The organism is Gemmobacter caeni (genome assembly GCF_003054195.1).
Taxonomy (GTDB): domain Bacteria; phylum Pseudomonadota; class Alphaproteobacteria; order Rhodobacterales; family Rhodobacteraceae; genus Gemmobacter; species Gemmobacter caeni.
Window position 1 is genome coordinate 66,471 of record NZ_QBKP01000020.1, and the last position, 14,485, is coordinate 80,955.

Genomic DNA, 14,485 nt, shown 5'->3' on the forward strand with positions numbered 1-14,485 from the left:
GAGCCACGCCTCCCTCGGCAAATCGGTGGGTGCGCATTGATACTCCGGGCCGGATTCGAATAAAAGTCAGCAAAACTGACCTAAATACAGCTTTTTGCTGAAAAACGTCTGATGTGCTGACTTAAATTCCAGAATTTAGGTCAGCACAATTTACCTATCAAATCAAAACCCCAATGAAAGCGCCGTCAAAGTCACTGCGCCGAGCATGATTCGCCACCAGCCGAACAGCGCATAGCCATGGCGCGAGACGTAGCCGAGCAGCCATTTCACCACCAGAATCGCCGAGATCAGCGCCAGCACGAAACCCACCGCGATTTCGGTCATGGCACTGCTGTCCAGCATGTGCCGGCTTTTCCACAGGTCATAGGCGAAGGCCGCCCCCATGGTCGGCATCGACAGGAAGAACGAAAACTCCGCCGCACCGCGCTTGCCCACGCCCATCAGCAGCCCACCGACGATGGTCGACCCGGACCGCGAGACGCCGGGGATCATCGCAAGGCACTGGAACAGGCCGATTTTCAGCGCCACGCCCAGCGGCACATCCATGGCGTCCTCATAGCGGGGCTCCAGCTTCATGCGGTCGACCCACAGCAGCACCGCCCCGCCCCAGATCAGGTTGATCGCCACCAGCATCGGGGTTTCGAACAGCACGCGTTTGATGAAATCATGCGCCAGCACGCCCACCACAACGGCGGGCAGAAAGGCAAGCGCCACCGCGATGATAAAGCGGAATGCTTTGGGGTCGGTGCGGGCGGTGGAAAAGACCTGCCACAGCTTCGCCGAATAGACCGACAGCACAGCCAGCACCGCGCCCAGCTGGATCACCACCTCGAAGGTCTTGCCCGCGCTTTCGAAGCCGATGAAATGCCCCAGAAGCAGCAGATGCCCGGTCGAGGAGACCGGAATGAACTCGGTCAGGCCCTCGACAATGCCGAGGACCGCGGCGCTCAGCAGCGACTGGTCAGCCATGGATCAGGCCTTGCGCAGGTTCTTCGCCGAAGCCTTGATCGCGTCGTACTGGCCGGACGGACGATAGGGCCACAGGTAATCGGGCAGCACCGCCCCCATGGCGGCGGGCTGGATGCCCAGATCGGCGAAGCCCCTGGCGCCCGGCGCCACCACATTGTCGCGGTAAAGGTTCTTCAGCTGGTCGCCGGTCAGAACCTTGTTCTCGATCAGGCCCAGCGTGACCGCCTGCACCACATCGAAACCGAAGGCAATCAGCCGGCCGACGAAACGCGGCAGCGGCAGCAACAGGCGACGGCGATTGATGACATGCAGCATGCCCTTCATCAGGTCATGGAAGCTTTCGGCATCCGGCCCGCCCAGTTCATAGATGCCCGGCGCGGCCTGACCCAGGGCGCCTTTCACGGCGGCCGCGGCCACATCCTCGACATGCACGGGCTGGAACCGGGTCGCGGCGCCGAACATCGGAATCACCGGGGTCATCCGCGCCATGGCGGCGAAGCGGTTGAAGAAGCCATCCTCGTTCCCGAAGATGATCGAGGGCCGCAGGATCACCGCAGACGGGAAGGCAGCTAGAACGGCGGCCTCGCCCTCGGCCTTGGTGCGCGTGTAATCGCTGTCGCTGTCCCTGTCGGCACCCAGCGCCGAGATATGCACCAGACGGGTCACACCCGCCTCGGCCGCCAGCCGGGCCACCCGGCCCGCACCCTCGGCCTGCACGGCATCAAAGCTGTTCTTGCCGACGGCATTCAGGATGCCCACGCAGTTCACCACGGCATCGGCACCGGCCAGCGCCGCACGCACGCTTGCATCGTCACGGATGTTGCACAGCACAGGCTCCACCTGGCCCACAACGCCATAGGGGCGCACGAACAGCGCCTCATTCGGGCGACGGACGGCCACGCGCACGCGCCAGCCTTCTTTCGCCATGCGCCGCGCCACATAGCGCCCCACGAAGCCCGAACCCCCGAAGATCGTGACCAGCTTGCTCATGCTACGAGCCCTTCCCGGATGCTGCATTTTCGCCTGTCTCCATAACTTTAAGGGGATTTCCAAACAAGTCGCAAATCCTGTGAAGATTTTGCGATTCCCCCTGTTGACACCCCCGCGCGGCATCCGTAGATACCAGCTCACGACATCGCCCAGATGGCGGAATTGGTAGACGCGCTGGTTTCAGGTACCAGTGCCGCAAGGCGTGGAGGTTCGAGTCCTCTTCTGGGCACCAAATGTCCCTGTCATACGGGGACATACCGGGTCAAAACCCAAAAAATGCCAACAACCGCTGGACTTCGGTCCGGCGGTTGGTGTCATTTCGGGCCACGTTGTGCCACTGATGTGTTGGCATGGATGTTGGCAGTCTGGGGAGGTGTTGGCATTGGCTCTGAATCTCACGCGCGTTAAGGCTCTCGTATCAGAGGGCGGCAAGCCGAAGCGGGAATCCGACGGCGGCGGACTGTATCTTGAGGCCACGGCGTCCGGCTCCAAGCTGTGGAAGATGGCCTACCGGTTCGGCGGCCGCCAGAAGACCCTGTCGTTCGGCGCTTGGCCCGCCGTGTCTCTGGTGGACGCCCGCGCGATGCGTGAGCAGGCGAAAAAGATGCTGGCAGAGGGTCAGGACCCCGGGGCCGCCAAGCGCGCACTGAAAAGCGGCGGGAACGATAAGACGTTCGACGCGTGGGCCGGGGAATACATCGCGTTCCGCAAGGCGAACACCCGGAACCCGGTCGCGGAGTCCACCGTGGACAAGTTCGAGTGGAGCCGCGCCGCCGTCCGCCGCCAGTTCGGCGGAACCCCCATCACCGAAATCAAGGTCCCGGAGATCGTCAGCGCGATCCGCAGCATCGAGGGCACCGGGAAACTGCACAAGAGCACGAAGGCAAAGACGTTCGTCAGCCAGGTGTTCCGATACGCCGCCGCCAGCGGAATCGCCGTCATGGACCCGGGTCCCGTGATGAACGAGGCGGTGATCAAGCCGCCCATCCGTAACCACGCCGGTCTGACTGACCCGCACAAGGTCGGCGAGCTGCTGCGGGCGATCGACGAGTATTCCGGGGACGCGTCCACGCGATACGCGCTGATGATGGCACCGCACGTGTTCCTGCGGGACGGTGAGCTACGGGCGTTGCGGTGGTCCTGGATCAGCGACAACGAGCGGATGATCTCGATCCCGGCGGGGGCCATGAAGATGAAGCGGGAGCACCTGGTGCCGATTTCGGACCAGGTCCACGCGCTGCTGCGCGAGATCCGGCAGTTCAGCGGAAACTGCGAGCACGTCTTCCCGTCCCCAAGGCATAGGTCGCGGTCAATCTCGTCCAACACCCTGAACTCCTCTCTGCGTCGGATGGGCTTCTCCAAAGAGGATGTGACGTTTCACGGGTTCCGCACCACCGCGTCAACCCTGCTTAGGCACGTCCCCGAGAAGCATCGCGATTACTCTGACGCGGCCATCGAGCTTCAGCTGTCGCACGCGGACGACAACAAGGTCCGAGCAGCCTACGACAAGGCCCAGAGGCTGGAGGAGCGTGTTGCGATGATGCAGTCGTGGTCCGACAGGATCGATGGTTTCCGACAGCTACCGCCGTCCAAGTGACCATAAGTGTAATCGGTGAAAACCTGATTACACCCTGATTACGCTCTGATTACACTTGCGATTACACGCAACTAACTGAATTTAAACAATAATACCTTAGTGTAAAACGGATCGTGGTCTGTTTTATGAATCTGTATGCTCTGGCGTATGGTAAGTTAGAGCGGCCCGATTACGGCGATCTCGTTTTACAAACCCGATTACGCAAACGAAATCATACGCTTGCGTGTAATCCGAAGTGTAATCAGGCGTTAAACGGCCCCGTTTTCCCGATTACAAACCCCCTCTCCGATTACACTTCCGTGCCCGATCTGCTGGGAATCCGCCTGTCCGTGAGCGCCGTCCGAATCAATTTTCGCCCAAACATCATCGAAACTGATCTGGATCCGGCCGCCGTGGGGGTGAGGGGCGCAAAAAAGATGTGATCTGACTCAAGGAGTTAGCGGATGTTGCGCCGCCTGTTCGTGTCTTCGTGTGTTTTTCCGTTGTTGTCGGCTCATTTTCGTGTATCTTTTGAGCATGAAGGCACAAAACGGGACTGAAAATCATGCTTAAATTTCTGAACGATGAGCGGGAAGATGAACCGAAACTGCAGGCGCCGCTGTGCTTGGCCATCTTCATCCATGACGTCTCCAAGAAGTCCGACGGCGGCTACGACTTCAAAAAAACCGGGAATTCCATCGAGGTTTTGATGACCCCGGACCCTGATGATCTGACGGCCCAGTCCTTCGAGATCATGCGGGCCTGGGTCAAGCGGATGTCGTGCGAAATCGGCATGAGCATGAGCGTTTCGCTGACTGACACCTACATCGGTGTTTGTCTCTCTCGTCGCCGCCCCAACCACAAAAAGCGCGAGAAGTTCGCGGCGACCCTGATTGACCGCTGCGGCCGCGGGGACTTCGATTTTCGCTCCGTCACGGACAACGGGACCATGCGCCGTCTCACGCCTGACGACATGCAAATCCAGATCAACATCCTGTCGATGCAGATCATGATCGGTCTGGCGACCGGCTACGACGTCAAGCTTTAACCCGCCGCCCCCGGCCAAGACACGGAGGACCCAATGACCACCATCACCGAAACCGCCGCCCGCCCGTCCTGGGTCCGCCCGGATGACGTCTGCAAGATGCTGTCTGTGTCGCCTCGAACCTTGAAGCGCTACGTGGCCGACGGCACCTTCCCGGCCCCCATCAGGCTGACCAGCAAGACTAACGTCTGGTTCGAGCATGAGGTTGTCGACTGGATGAATGACCGCGCCGCGGAACTGCGCGCCGCCTAAGAGACCCCCACAAAAACAGGATATCGAAAATGAACGCACCTGTGCGAACGATGAAAACTGCCCAAAACGTCATCATTCCTGATGATGGTGATCCGGATGTTCTGCCGGAAATCATCTACCAGCTCATCAGGGCCCTGATGAGGTCTATTCAGCGGACGAACAATCTGGACTGTAGTTTCGGGGCCGGCAGGGGGTCTGTCTGGCTTTCCATGGGGTCCTTCGAGTTTTCCCACACTTATGGGGACGATCTTACGACCGACGAAATGCTGTGCGAACTGGCTTTCAATGCTTTGTGCGAGGCCATGTCGGTCAACGGGATCCGTTGGGAATACTTCTGACAGTCCCGCACGAACAGCAAACTTAACACTTCGAAAACATGGAGAATGACATGAATGCGTTTGCGCAGATGGGACCGGCTTGCCCCGTGTATCCCCAGAAGACCGGCCCTAAGATGCGGTATCACACGCTCAAATTTGACGGCAACGAATGCCGGAAAGTCAGCGCGGATGTTATGGCCATCGTCTTCGGCGAGGACGTCCGGCGTTTCGCGAGCCGCTGGGGCCAGTTCCCGCTGATCCAGATCGACGCGGACCGCGTGGCCGTGGCCGCCTGCGGCGTCGCCGTCGTCGCGATCCGGGATGCCAACTGCAAGGCCAAGCCGAACCTGGACCACAACACGTTCGTCTGGCTGTCCATGCTGGGGTATCTGGACCGCAAGCTGGAACTGGGGGAAGACGCCGAGTGCCGCTGCGCGGCCTGCGAGGGGCGGGAGGCACTCGAATGAATATGGTCAGAGCGTGGCACACCATCCCCGAGATCAGCTATTTTGAGATGGACGACAAAGACCTCTTGTGCGCTGTCCAGCTCAGCAGCGTGATCGTCAGCTTCACCGCTAACGTCGGGGTCATCCCGCAGATCGAGATGATCGACGAGATGGTGTCCGCAACCGCCATGGGCGTCACCGTGTCCGTTGGTCAAGATCAGGAACTTGATGAGTCTGTGATTTCCGGTCGCACCAACGGCTCTAACTCGATGCACCTCGCGCGAAACCTGATCAACTGTCTGATTACTTTGGAGGGCATGCTGGTTCTGAGGTCTAAGGCTGACGGGTCGTGCGAATGACGGTGGTCCTTACGGTCAACGCCGATCCGCTCAAAGAGTGCCGGGTCGGCGGCCTGAACGCCTTCCCGCCCGATGAGTGGAACCACGCCCTGACCGGTCTGCTGGTATCCAACGCCGTCTCCTTCGCGGAGCATTACGGGTCTGCGGTGTCCGTGACGGTGGACGACGAGTGGATCGTCACCGCCCGGTTCCAGGGTCTGTGCATGCGGAAGATGCTCAGGACGCCCGCAGATATCGGGCCGACGGAGCTGGAAGAGGCCGTTGTGAAGATGTTCGCTTTCCTGTCGATCACGGTCCAAGAGCAACGGTTGGCGGCGTCCGGACAGTAATAGCTGTGGCCCGTATTTCCTTGGGTAAAACAGCGTTTTCCCGAGGTTCCCGTGTCCGACGACGACATCATAAATCTGGACGAACGCCGCCCCGCGCGGGGTCGTCCGCCGAAGTCCGAGGCCACGAAGTCGGATTTCATGAAACCCTGCACCGTATCGTTTTTGGCGTCGGTCCTTCGCAAGGACAAGCGCACCATTGAGCGAAAATTGGCGGGGGTCGCGCCCGTGGCTCGCGAGGGCAAGTCGGACCTTTATGACTTCTCCCAAGCCTGCGAGGCGGTTTTCCGGTCCGAGACCGGCCTGTCCGCCAAGGCTCTGGCCAGTCTGGACCCGACGCAGCTCCCGCCGATCACTCAGGCGGCGTTCTGGAACGCTCAGAGGCAGCGTATCGCGGTCTATCAGGAAGCCGGTGAACTGTGGCGATCTGACCAGATCGAGCACGCTCTGGATGCCATCGTTCGCGTGTTCAGGGAGTCCTTGGTCGCACTCCCCGAGAAACTGAAAACCGCGTCTTCCAACGGGAAGACGCACCAAGACGTCGCATACGCTATCTTGGAGGCCGTCGAGAACCAAGCTGGCCGTTCCGTTCGTGAGCTCAAAGGCAAGTCGTTCAGCTCGGAGCTGGCTCTCATCGAGGAACAGATGACCACGCTGGACCTGTTTGAGGCGGGGGAGCTGCCGGAGGATGATTGACGTCCAGCAATATGAGCGGACCGTCAGTTCATTGTTCGCGGGGTGTTTGGCTGGTCTAAGGCCGCCGGAGAGACTGCCGCTGTCGGAGTTCTCCGAGAAGCACATCTGGGTCGATGACGTCATGACGGCGGGCCGCGAGCGGTTCAACTTCGACAAGCACGCATACCAGCGCGAGATCCTGGACTCTCTGTCGGACCCGGAATGCCAAGGTGTCTATCTCGTGGCCCCGTCCCGGTGGGGGAAGACGGCCTTGGTGCCGAACTTGGTCGCACACACGGTCGAGACGAATCCGATGGACATCATGATCGTCCAGACGTCCCGGACCAACGCGGTCACGTTCGCCAAAGGCGATCTTGAGAAGTTCTTCGAAGCTAACGACTGGTTCTCGGACAAAATCAGGCCCGGCAGGACGACGAACTCGCTGCTTATGAAAAAATTCCGGAACGGGACGATCCTGAGCATCGTCTGGCCGTCCGCGAAGAACCTGGCGGGCGTGAACCGCGGAGTCATCTGCCTTCCGGACTATGACCGTTCCAAGGCGGACGTTGACGGCGAGGGTGCTCTGGTCATCCAGGCGGCCGCCCGTGCCAAGGCATACGGAAGCCGCAAGACGATTTTCGTGGACTCGTCCCCATCCAAGAACCCCGAGAAGTTCGAGAGGTTCGAGCCGGAATCGCCTCACCAAGCCCCGCCTTATCCGGGAATCTTCTCGCTATATAACACCGGAGACCGCAGGTGGTTCTACTGGCAGTGCGTTTGCTGCAACCAATGGTTCCCCGCACACCCCGACCACCTGAAACACGATGACCACGGCTCCAATAAGGAGCGCGCGGCGTCCGCATACGTCCAGTGCCCCAACAAAGATTGCGGTGCGAAATATAAGCATGACGGCGATCGAGAGTCCGGTATGCCCGGCAAGGATGAGTTGAACCGCAAGGGCCGGTGGGTCCCTGACGGGATGTCTCTGGACGAGGACGGCAATCTGGTCGGAAAGATTCTCAATCCACCGGTTCCGGGCGTGGATAACTACCGTTCCTACTGGGCATTCGGGGTTATATCGGCATCCCAGACTTGGGAGAGGATGGTTCTCGAACGTCTGGACGCCGAGGACGATTACGCGAAGAGCGGCGAGGATGGAACGCTCAAAACTGTCATAAATTCGAACTACGGCCTGCCTTGGATCCCGCCGCATGTCGGCGATGGCTCCGACTGGGATAAATATTGGGAGCGTGCCGAGGACTATCAGCACGGCGTTGTTCCTCCGGAAGCCCGTTACCTTGTCAGCTCCGTTGACACACAAGGCACGTCATGGGTCATGCAGACCCACGCCTTCGGTCCCGAGGGCCGGATGTGGTGCATCGACCGCCGCCGCATCATGTATTCCGACAGGGACCACGAGACCCGCAAGAACCCGGACGGCACGCCCGAGAAGGCGTGGGTCAGGCCCGGGACATACCCCGAGGACTGGAAGGTTCTGGAACGCGAGCTGGCGTCCCTGAGATATCCTCTGGCGGACGGCTCCGGCGTCATGACGCCCGCGATAATCGGCGTGGACAGCAACGGCTTGGACGCCACAACGGACCACGCCTACGCGTGGTGGATGTCGCTGTCGGGCCCTGATCTTCCGAAGTCCAGGGTCCGACTCATCAAGGGCGACCCGAAGCTGAAAGTTCTGTGTGAGACCAAAAAGTCGGACGGGACGAAACGCAGCGACCGCAAGGCGTTCCGGGGGGACACCCCGATCCTGTTCGTGTCGTCGAACATGGCCAAGGATGTGATGGCCGCCAACCTGGCACGTGAGGTGGACGGACCGGGTTTCGTTCACCTGCCTAAATGGTGGAAGACGGATTACTTCAAGGAGCTGGCCGCCGAGCAGAGACGCGGAGACGAGTGGGTCAAGATCCGGAAGCGGAACGAGGCGTGGGACCTATTCGTGTATGCTCTGGCCCTGAACCGGTCGGAGACGATGCGTGCGGACCGAATTGACTGGTCATCCGACCGACTGCCCCCATACGCGTTGCCCGCCGCCCAGAACCCGTTCGTCACCCCCATAACCATCTCGTCGGACGGCACCAAGGTCGTTGGAACCGCTCCCACGGGCCGCAGGCCGTATTTGTCCAGAGAACAGATGCGGCAACAATTCCAGGAGCTGAACGGTGGATTTAACGGTTATCCGTGAGCGGCTGGTGCACGCCAGAGACCAGTATCACAAGCTGATGATGGGTAAGGCGACGCGCGTCTTGGTGGACCAGAACGGCGAGCGCATCGAATACACCGCCGTCTCCGCCGCGTCTCTGCTGAAATACATCCGGGACCTTGAAGCGATGCTTGATGCCGCGTCTCGCGGCGGTCGCGCCGTCGGTCCCCTCAGATTCGTTTGGTGACCAATGGGGCTTTTCGACAAGATCAGAGGTGCGTTCTCGGCTGAGACCAGCATCCCACAAGTGGCGGCTTCGGTCGGCAGCGCTTACGACGGCGCTGACCGGATGAACCTGGAGCTGGCGCGATGGACGCCGCCGCTGATGTCGGCGGACGGGGAGATTCTGGGATCCAAGGAGACTCTGGACGCGCGCGGACGGGACATGGTCCGGAATGACCCGCTGATTTCCAGCGCGGTCGACCTGTATCGGAACGGCGTCGTCGGCACGAAGATGATCCTGAACGCGAAGCCTAACGGCAAGGCGTTGGGCCTGACGGACGACGCGGTCGACGCCATCCAGGAGGAGGTCGAGGCGCTGTTCGAGGTCTATGCGTATTCCGAGCGCTGTTACGTGGATGCTGCCCAAAGAATGAACCTTACGGACATCGTCCGTCTGGCCGTCGGCGGGTCAGTCTTCTCTGGCGAGTTCTTGGGGACGTTCGAGCACTTTTCGGACCGCGTTTTCCGGACAGCAGTCCAAGTCATCGACCCGGACAGGTTGTCGAACCCGGATCACGCCATGGACACGGACGTCATGCGCGGCGGGGTCGAGAAGGACCGCTACGGTGCCCCGGTCGCTTATCACATCCGCACCGCGCACCCCGGCGATTACTACGGGATGGGTTCCGCTTCCCCGAGGTGGAAGCGCGTCCCTGCGCGGACAAAATGGGGCCGCACGATGGTCCTGCACGTCTTCGAGGCGATGCGGGCTGACCAGAGCCGAGGCGTCGCGAAGATGGTCTCCGCCCTGCGCCAGATGAAGATGACGTCCAAGTTCTCCGACGTGGCCCTTCAGAACGCCGTCATCCAGGCGCTGGTCGTCGCTACTCTGGAAAGCGACCTGAACCCGATCGAGGCGTATCGGCTGCTGGGAGGGGACGACGCCGGAACCGGGAACATGGGCTTTCTGGGCGAGATGAACGACGCCTATTTGAACGAGGCCCTCAGCTTCATGAAGGCGGGCCAGACCGCGAAGATGAACGGGGCGATGATCCCGTATCTGCCGCTGGGAACCAAGCTGAACGCGAAAGCTCTCGGTGACGGGTCTCTGGGCACCGCGTTCGAGACATCCCTAATACGTAAGATCGCCGCGGGCTTGGGCGTCAGCCACGAGGAGCTGTCGAAGAACCTGTCGGAGACCAGCTTCGCGGGGGTCAAGGCCGCGATGGCCCAGACGTTCCAGCAGATGCAGGCCGTCAAGCGCGCGGTTGCGGACAAGGTCGCGTCCGCGATTTACCGGAACTGGCTGGAGGAGATGGTCGGACGCGGGATGATAACTTCGATGCCGGCGCACACCAAGGGCACGGACTGGGTCATGCGCGGGTTCAATCTGGACGCCTTGGCCACCTGCACGTGGATCGGCGCGGCCCGAGGGTCAATCGACGAATTCAACGAGGTCCGCGCGGCCAAGATCCGCTACGAGATGGGCCTGACCACGATGGAGCACGAGTGCGCCCGGATGGGTCTGGACTGGCGCGACGTCCAGAAGCAGCGCCGCCGCGAGGCCCAGTATCTGGGCGGGAACGGTTCGCAGCCACAGTCGGCCCCGGCGCCCGGAACCGACCAGGCCCAGGCGTCCGCGGACGTCCAGGAGCGGCTGGCGGCGGTTGAGCAGTTCGTCGAGGACGCACAGAACGACCAGTGAGACGTATTTCCTGAACCGACGGGGGCGTAGTTCAGCGGGAGAACGCCGGTTTTGCAAGCCGGATGTCGAGAGTTCGATTCTCTCCGCCTCCACCACGAATCGGTTTAGCTCAGTGGCAGAGCGGCGGTTTCCAAGTCCGTGCGTCCGGGGTTCGATTCCCTGAACCGGTGCCAAGATTCCAACAGAACGGAAGCAGGGCTGAATGCACGGTTGGAGAACTTTTTAAAATTGTTCTTCAACTGGCGTTTCGGTTTTTCTCGGGTTCGCCGTATATCATCACCAAGCAGCCGGTGATGGTTTCTCCGTGGTTGAACACCGGCTGCCCCTGTTGCGGGATGGGGAAGAGGTCTATCCCGTCTGGCTCATAACCAGAAGCTCCCCGGTTCGAATCCGGGTCCCGCAACCACCACCCTCACGCGGACTTCGTATTAATGGTAAGATGCCCGGTCGCCATCCGGGGGATGCGGGTTCGAATCCTGCAGTCCGCTCCAACCCCCTGAAATCAACGAATGTGTAAAACGGCCAACGGCCGATTACACCTCAATTACACCCTGATGACACTTCGGATTACACATAACTCACTGAATATAAACAACAATACCGTAGTGTAAAACGGATCAGGGTCTATGATGAGAAATCATATGGTCTTGTGTATGGTAAGTTGGAACGGCCCGATTGCGGCGATCTCGTTTTACAATCCCGATTGCGCAAGCGAAATCATGCACTTGTGTGTAATCCGAAGTGTAATCGGGCGTTAAACGGGGCCGTTTTCCCGATTACAAAGACCTCTCCGATTACACTCGGGGCTTCACCCGCCCGCGTGTGAACTCTTCAACGAGCGTTGATTTTCGGTGTTTATGACGCCTGAAACGCCGCCTCCATCAACCAGCGTTGACGCCGTCCGCGTCCATCCGGGCCCGTATTTCCCCCGCGAACCGATTTTCGCGAGGCCCCGATGTCCATCTCCGCATTTTACGACGCAGTCCGTCCCTTGTTCGGCGGCAAGCTTAAACAATCGCAGGTGGACGGTCTGGCGGTCCTGCTGGACGCCACGGCGAAGCAGCCCTTGTTTTACCGCGCTTATCTTCTGGCCACGGCCCAGTGGGAGACGGCGCACACCATGCAGCCTTTGCGGGAGACGCTGGCTTCGACGGACGCGTCCGCCGTCGCTCGGTTGGAGAACGCGTGGCGCAAGGGCCAGCTGAAAGCCGTGAAGACGCCGTATTGGCGCGTGGACGCGGACGGGAAGTCATGGTTCGGGCGCGGATACGTCCAGCTCACGCACAAGGTTAACTACCAGAAGGCCAGCGCCCTGACGGGCGTGGACCTGGTCGCTGACCCGTCGAAAGCGATGGTGCCCGCGATCGCGGCGAAGATTTTGGTCGACGGCTCCGTGAACGGGATGTTCACGAAATACCGTCTGGCGGACTTCCTGGACGGCAAGACCCCGGATTACGTCGGCGCGCGCCGGGTCATCAACGGCACGAACAAGGCCGCCGAGATCGCCAAGCTTGCCCGAACCTATGAGGCGGCCCTGCGGAAGCTGGGGGACGCCGCGCCGGTCATCGACGCGGAGCCCGCGCCCAAGCCGTCCCTGCCGATCGACACGCCCGCAGTCACGGAGCCCGAGGCCGACACAGGCCTGCTGTCCGCTATTTTTCGCCTAATCACCAGAATTTTTGGGAAATAATCCATGTTCCGCATCATCCGAGAGATCAGCAACACGGTCAAAATGGCCAACGAGATCGCCAGCCGAGCCGGGCACGAGCCCCGCTGGACGCTGTTTCTGACGAACCGCTCCTTCATCGCACAGGTCATCGCCACCGTGTTCGCGGTCGCGGGGATCTTCGGGGTGTTCCTGCCGGTCGACGCGGGCGACGTCGTCGAGGTCATCGCCGCCGTCGGGTTCCTGGTGTCCCAGGGCTGGGCTCTGGTCGAGAGGGTCAGGGGCAAGACCGCCGTTGTCTGGAACCGCGACCAAGCCGTCAAGGCGGTCACCGAGGCCGAGGCGGTGAAAAACGACGCCCTGAGTCAGGCGCTGGACCGGGCTATCCGGGGCGCGTGAGCCGTATTTCCCCACCAGATTAACGCGGGGCGAATATGACCGAGCCGGTAAAACTGAAGATCACGTTCCCCGCCGACGCGGGTGCCATCCATCTGATCGCGCAGCCGTGTCTGGAAGGATTCATGTCGTCTTTCGGCGTTGAGATCAGCGCCGCTGACCTGAAACCCGCCGAGTCGCGGGCGCAGGACTTCGAGGATACCGGCGATGAGTTCTGGGATAACCCGGATCTCAGGGCGTTTCGTCCATATAATGTGGTGCGCGCCGCCGACGGCACCGGTGTGCTGGTCATCCCGGTTCGCGGAAATCTGTTGTCGGACTTCCCCTATCAGGCGGGCACATACGCCACGGGATATGATTACGTCGAGGCGTGCGTCAGGCGGGGTGCGTCCGACGCCAGCGTGAAGGCCATTCTGTTAGACATCAGCAGCGGCGGCGGGTTCGTTCGCGGTGCTGACGAGTGCGCCAGGTCTATTGCGGAAGCCTGTAAGTTGAAGGCCGTCATCGCTTACGCCTCCGGGATGATGGCGTCCGCAGCTTATTGGCTCGGTTCCCAAGGCACGAAGGTTCTGGTTTCGCCCACAAGCGAGGGGGTCGGGTCCATCGGGACCACGTCCGGAAGATGGGACAGATCTGCCCTGCTCGAGAAGGAGGGCGTGAAGCTGCACGCCTACAAGACAGGCGAACGCAAGACGGACGGCAACCCGTATTTACCGCTCACAGACGAGGAGATCGCGGCGCGCCAGGAGCTGATCGAAGACATCAACGACGAGTTTCTGACAGCCGTCTCCTCAGCACGAAACATAAGCGTTCAGGACATCCGGAAGATGGAAGCCGGTCTGTTCTCCGCGAAAAAATCGGTCCGCATCGGCTTGGCGGACGCGGTTAGCACCAGAGCCGAGGCCCTGATGGCCGCGTTCGGTGCGAAATCGGAACCCCAAGCCGAAACAGGGATCAACGAGGGATCGGACATGACCGACAAGACGAAAGACACCCCAAAGGCTGAAGCCGAAGCGGCTGCGGACATCACTTCCGGCACGGCGCCGGCACCTGTCGTGGATGCGGGCGCTGTGGATGCCGCCGTCAGTGCGGCGGTTGGAGCGGCGCTGACCCGCGTTAAGGATATTCTGGGCTGTGACGAGGCCAAGGGCCGCGAAGCGCAGGCGAACGTCTTCGCGTTCACAACTAATCTGGCGCTGGACCAAGTAAAACAACTTCTGGCCGCAGCGCCCGTCGCCGCCCCTGCGCCAGCACCTCACACAGCCGCCAATCCGTTCGAGACCGCGATTGTTGAACGGCTTGCAATAAGGACCCCGCTTCTGGGGTGATCGGCGTCCAAAAGGGACCCCACCGACCGGGGGTTGGGTCCATTGTGCCTTCGAT

16 protein-coding genes and 5 tRNA genes are annotated in these 14,485 nt (G+C 60.9%); 19 read left to right on the plus strand and 2 right to left on the minus strand.

What is annotated here, in order from left to right; genetic code table 11:
• Nucleotides 1-162 precede the first annotated feature (162 nt).
• Together C8N34_RS21810 and C8N34_RS21815 are read right to left on the minus strand one after the other, a co-directional pair.
• Nucleotides 163-969 carry an undecaprenyl-diphosphate phosphatase gene (locus C8N34_RS21810; RefSeq protein WP_108130488.1) on the minus strand — a complete coding sequence of 269 codons (807 nt, stop codon included), beginning with the start codon at nucleotides 967-969 and terminating at the stop codon, nucleotides 163-165.
• A gap of 3 nt (nucleotides 970-972) precedes the next feature.
• Nucleotides 973-1,959 carry a complex I NDUFA9 subunit family protein gene (locus C8N34_RS21815; RefSeq protein ID WP_108130489.1) on the minus strand — a complete coding sequence of 329 codons (987 nt, stop codon included), beginning with the start codon at nucleotides 1,957-1,959 and terminating at the stop codon, nucleotides 973-975.
• A gap of 147 nt (nucleotides 1,960-2,106) precedes the next feature.
• Between C8N34_RS21815 and C8N34_RS21820 the strand changes: the two genes are divergently transcribed.
• The 19 genes from C8N34_RS21820 (at nucleotide 2,107) to C8N34_RS21910 (ending at nucleotide 14,430) form a co-directional block, all read left to right on the plus strand.
• Nucleotides 2,107-2,191, plus strand: a tRNA-Leu gene (locus tag C8N34_RS21820).
• 150 nt (nucleotides 2,192-2,341) lie between these two features.
• On the plus strand, nucleotides 2,342-3,556 hold the full coding sequence (locus C8N34_RS21825) for a tyrosine-type recombinase/integrase (RefSeq protein WP_158640771.1): 1,215 nt from the start codon (nucleotides 2,342-2,344) through the stop codon (nucleotides 3,554-3,556).
• A gap of 544 nt (nucleotides 3,557-4,100) precedes the next feature.
• A complete protein-coding gene (locus tag C8N34_RS21830) occupies nucleotides 4,101-4,583 on the plus strand; it encodes a hypothetical protein (protein WP_108130491.1) in 483 nt (160 codons plus the stop codon).
• A 33-nt stretch (nucleotides 4,584-4,616) separates the two neighbouring features.
• Nucleotides 4,617-4,832: a helix-turn-helix transcriptional regulator gene (locus C8N34_RS21835; protein WP_108130492.1), complete on the plus strand. Its 216-nt coding sequence runs from the start codon at nucleotides 4,617-4,619 to the stop codon at nucleotides 4,830-4,832.
• A 29-nt stretch (nucleotides 4,833-4,861) separates the two neighbouring features.
• Complete coding sequence (locus C8N34_RS21840) at nucleotides 4,862-5,170, plus strand: hypothetical protein (protein WP_108130493.1); 309 nt, start codon at nucleotides 4,862-4,864, stop codon at nucleotides 5,168-5,170.
• Between the two features lie 50 nt (nucleotides 5,171-5,220).
• The gene (locus C8N34_RS26020) at nucleotides 5,221-5,616 is read left to right on the plus strand and encodes a hypothetical protein (RefSeq protein ID WP_145693678.1); all 396 of its coding nucleotides are present in this window, start codon (nucleotides 5,221-5,223) and stop codon (nucleotides 5,614-5,616) included.
• Nucleotides 5,613-5,954 (plus strand): hypothetical protein, encoded by a 342-nt coding sequence (locus C8N34_RS21850; protein WP_108130494.1) that lies wholly within the window; start codon nucleotides 5,613-5,615, stop codon nucleotides 5,952-5,954. Before C8N34_RS26020 ends, C8N34_RS21850 begins: the two co-directional genes overlap by 4 nt.
• Nucleotides 5,951-6,283, plus strand: coding sequence for a hypothetical protein (locus tag C8N34_RS21855; protein ID WP_108130495.1), 333 nt, complete (start codon nucleotides 5,951-5,953; stop codon nucleotides 6,281-6,283). Before C8N34_RS21850 ends, C8N34_RS21855 begins: the two co-directional genes overlap by 4 nt.
• Nucleotides 6,284-6,334: 51 nt before the next feature.
• Nucleotides 6,335-6,976, plus strand: coding sequence for a DUF1441 family protein (locus C8N34_RS21860; RefSeq protein WP_108130496.1), 642 nt, complete (start codon nucleotides 6,335-6,337; stop codon nucleotides 6,974-6,976).
• The gene (locus tag C8N34_RS21865) at nucleotides 6,969-9,155 is read left to right on the plus strand and encodes a terminase gpA endonuclease subunit (protein ID WP_108130497.1); all 2,187 of its coding nucleotides are present in this window, start codon (nucleotides 6,969-6,971) and stop codon (nucleotides 9,153-9,155) included. Before C8N34_RS21860 ends, C8N34_RS21865 begins: the two co-directional genes overlap by 8 nt.
• Nucleotides 9,133-9,360: a gpW family head-tail joining protein gene (gene gpW, locus C8N34_RS21870; RefSeq protein WP_199750740.1), complete on the plus strand. Its 228-nt coding sequence runs from the start codon at nucleotides 9,133-9,135 to the stop codon at nucleotides 9,358-9,360. Before C8N34_RS21865 ends, gpW begins: the two co-directional genes overlap by 23 nt.
• Nucleotides 9,361-9,462: 102 nt before the next feature.
• The gene (locus C8N34_RS21875) at nucleotides 9,463-11,040 is read left to right on the plus strand and encodes a phage portal protein (RefSeq protein WP_158640772.1); all 1,578 of its coding nucleotides are present in this window, start codon (nucleotides 9,463-9,465) and stop codon (nucleotides 11,038-11,040) included.
• Between the two features lie 20 nt (nucleotides 11,041-11,060).
• A tRNA-Ala gene (locus tag C8N34_RS21880) sits at nucleotides 11,061-11,135 on the plus strand.
• A 3-nt stretch (nucleotides 11,136-11,138) separates the two neighbouring features.
• A tRNA-Trp gene (locus C8N34_RS21885) sits at nucleotides 11,139-11,213 on the plus strand.
• 156 nt (nucleotides 11,214-11,369) lie between these two features.
• A tRNA-Met gene (locus tag C8N34_RS21890) sits at nucleotides 11,370-11,446 on the plus strand.
• 10 nt (nucleotides 11,447-11,456) lie between these two features.
• Nucleotides 11,457-11,531, plus strand: a tRNA-Gly gene (locus C8N34_RS21895).
• Between the two features lie 464 nt (nucleotides 11,532-11,995).
• A complete protein-coding gene (locus C8N34_RS21900) occupies nucleotides 11,996-12,730 on the plus strand; it encodes a glycoside hydrolase family 19 protein (protein WP_108130499.1) in 735 nt (244 codons plus the stop codon).
• Nucleotides 12,731-12,733: 3 nt separating this feature from the next.
• Nucleotides 12,734-13,105 carry a hypothetical protein gene (locus tag C8N34_RS21905; RefSeq protein ID WP_108130500.1) on the plus strand — a complete coding sequence of 124 codons (372 nt, stop codon included), beginning with the start codon at nucleotides 12,734-12,736 and terminating at the stop codon, nucleotides 13,103-13,105.
• Nucleotides 13,106-13,140: 35 nt separating this feature from the next.
• Nucleotides 13,141-14,430, plus strand: coding sequence for a S49 family peptidase (locus C8N34_RS21910; protein WP_108130501.1), 1,290 nt, complete (start codon nucleotides 13,141-13,143; stop codon nucleotides 14,428-14,430).
• Nucleotides 14,431-14,485 lie beyond the last annotated feature (55 nt).

Coding starts and splice junctions, on each gene's coding strand:
- C8N34_RS21810 (WP_108130488.1), bottom strand. CDS start 969: ATGGCTGACCAGTCGCTGCTGAGCGCCGCGGTCCTCGGCATTGTCGAG.
- C8N34_RS21815 (WP_108130489.1), bottom strand. CDS start 1,959: ATGAGCAAGCTGGTCACGATCTTCGGGGGTTCGGGCTTCGTGGGGCGC.
- C8N34_RS21830 (WP_108130491.1), top strand. CDS start 4,101: ATGCTTAAATTTCTGAACGATGAGCGGGAAGATGAACCGAAACTGCAG.
- C8N34_RS21835 (WP_108130492.1), top strand. CDS start 4,617: ATGACCACCATCACCGAAACCGCCGCCCGCCCGTCCTGGGTCCGCCCG.
- C8N34_RS21840 (WP_108130493.1), top strand. CDS start 4,862: ATGAACGCACCTGTGCGAACGATGAAAACTGCCCAAAACGTCATCATT.
- C8N34_RS26020 (WP_145693678.1), top strand. CDS start 5,221: ATGAATGCGTTTGCGCAGATGGGACCGGCTTGCCCCGTGTATCCCCAG.
- C8N34_RS21850 (WP_108130494.1), top strand. CDS start 5,613: ATGAATATGGTCAGAGCGTGGCACACCATCCCCGAGATCAGCTATTTT.
- C8N34_RS21855 (WP_108130495.1), top strand. CDS start 5,951: ATGACGGTGGTCCTTACGGTCAACGCCGATCCGCTCAAAGAGTGCCGG.
- C8N34_RS21865 (WP_108130497.1), top strand. CDS start 6,969: ATGATTGACGTCCAGCAATATGAGCGGACCGTCAGTTCATTGTTCGCG.
- C8N34_RS21875 (WP_158640772.1), top strand. CDS start 9,463: ATGAACCTGGAGCTGGCGCGATGGACGCCGCCGCTGATGTCGGCGGAC.
- C8N34_RS21900 (WP_108130499.1), top strand. CDS start 11,996: ATGTCCATCTCCGCATTTTACGACGCAGTCCGTCCCTTGTTCGGCGGC.
- C8N34_RS21905 (WP_108130500.1), top strand. CDS start 12,734: ATGTTCCGCATCATCCGAGAGATCAGCAACACGGTCAAAATGGCCAAC.
- C8N34_RS21910 (WP_108130501.1), top strand. CDS start 13,141: ATGACCGAGCCGGTAAAACTGAAGATCACGTTCCCCGCCGACGCGGGT.